Annotated in this window: 1 protein-coding gene; it reads right to left on the bottom strand. The window is 52.4% G+C overall.

Features of this window, described 5'->3' with window-relative positions; genetic code table 11:
• Positions 1-603 (bottom strand): carbohydrate binding domain-containing protein (locus AC0MA3_RS26360; protein ID WP_474658335.1); only part of this gene is annotated, 603 nt, incomplete at both ends.

Consider the following 603-nt stretch of genomic DNA (forward strand, 5'->3'; position numbering starts at 1 on the left):
CGTAGCCATCTTGTAGCCACTGTAAGAAGACGCCTGCATCTGCACTCCCGGAGATGTAGTCCAGACTGTAGAACCATCCAGATTATAATGAATATAGGAGTTCGTGTAAGTGGTATTCTTGTAATAAACGGTCACTGAATTGCCAATTGGAGTCGCTGTTGGAGTTACCGTTGGTGTCGGTGTTGCTGTAGGCGTTGATGTTGCAGTTGGTGTTGGCGTTGGTGTTGGTGTTGGTGTTGGTGTTGGCGTTGGTGTTGGTGTCACAGTCGGTGTTGGCGTTGGCGTCGCTGTCGGCGTCACCGGTCCGCCCGACTGAATGTTGCCGGTTGGTGTGTAAGTCCAGGTACCGGTGGCGAACAGATAGTTGCTGCCGCCGTTGCTGTCCCAGGTGCCGCTTACATTATTGAAGCAAGCCTCCAACTGAGTAGCGGAACCGATGTTGATCGTAATTTTGTTATAGCCCGCCACTTCAGCTGCCGGCATAGCCACACCTGGTGAAGTCGTCCATGTGCCGCCAACAGGACGGTAATGGATGTATGGTGTCGTGTAGCCCTGCTTGTAATAGATAGTTACACTGTTTCCAGGCGGAGTGGTGACGAGAGC

This window comes from Paenibacillus sp. LS-5 (assembly GCF_056121505.1).